Genomic DNA, 336 nt, shown 5'->3' with positions numbered 1-336 from the left:
TTTGCAAGGTGTCTATTTTTTATAAATATAAAGCTTTCAACAAAAAACAGTAATTTTGCAACTTCAAATAATTGTATGGTAAAAATAGATAACATAGAACTGCCAGATTTTCCGTTGCTTTTAGCACCCATGGAAGATGTTAGTGATCCGCCTTTTCGTGCATTGTGTAAAGAGCAAGGAGCCGATGTTGTTTACACCGAGTTTGTATCTAGCGAAGGTTTAATACGTAATGCTGCTAAAAGTGTTATGAAACTAGATATTTATGAAAAAGAAAGGCCCGTAGGTATTCAAATCTTTGGAGCTAATCTAGATAGCATGCTTCAAACCATTGATATT

Annotated in this window: 1 protein-coding gene; it reads left to right on the top strand. The window is 33.9% G+C overall.

Translation table 11 applies throughout. The annotated features are described in order from the left end of the window. Window positions 1-75 precede the first annotated feature (75 nt). Window positions 76-336: tRNA-dihydrouridine synthase (locus FUA24_RS23385; RefSeq protein ID WP_187388372.1), on the top strand; the 261-nt coding region annotated here is incomplete at its 3' end.

The organism is Seonamhaeicola marinus (assembly GCF_008085455.1).
The sequence above is the reverse complement of the archived record's forward strand: the minus strand, read 5'-3'. Positions and strand labels throughout refer to the sequence as shown.